At 64.3% G+C, this 241-nt stretch carries 1 protein-coding gene; it reads left to right on the top strand.

From position 1 onward, the window contains the following. Positions 1-241, top strand: a 241-nt coding sequence (locus tag Q4563_RS22110; protein ID WP_303606067.1) for an aminotransferase class I/II-fold pyridoxal phosphate-dependent enzyme, incomplete at both ends; no start/stop codon positions are given.

The following is a 241-nucleotide window of genomic DNA, read 5'->3' as shown; positions in this document are numbered from 1 at the left end:
GTGTCGCAGACCGAGCGGGTGGCGCACAAGCGCCAGGCGCAGCTGACCAAGGATATCCTTACCGATGCCGGGCTGCCGGTGCTGAAGACCGACACGCATATCGTACCGCTGATCGTGGGCGACGCGCGCGCCTGCAAGGCGGCGAGCGACATGCTGCTGGAAAAGCACAACATCTATATCCAGCCGATCAACTACCCCACCGTCCCCAAGGGCACGGAACGGCTGCGGATCACCCCGACAC

The sequence above is a fragment of the Gilvimarinus sp. 1_MG-2023 genome, from assembly GCF_030548285.1.
This window is presented reverse-complemented; position numbering and strand designations above follow the sequence as displayed.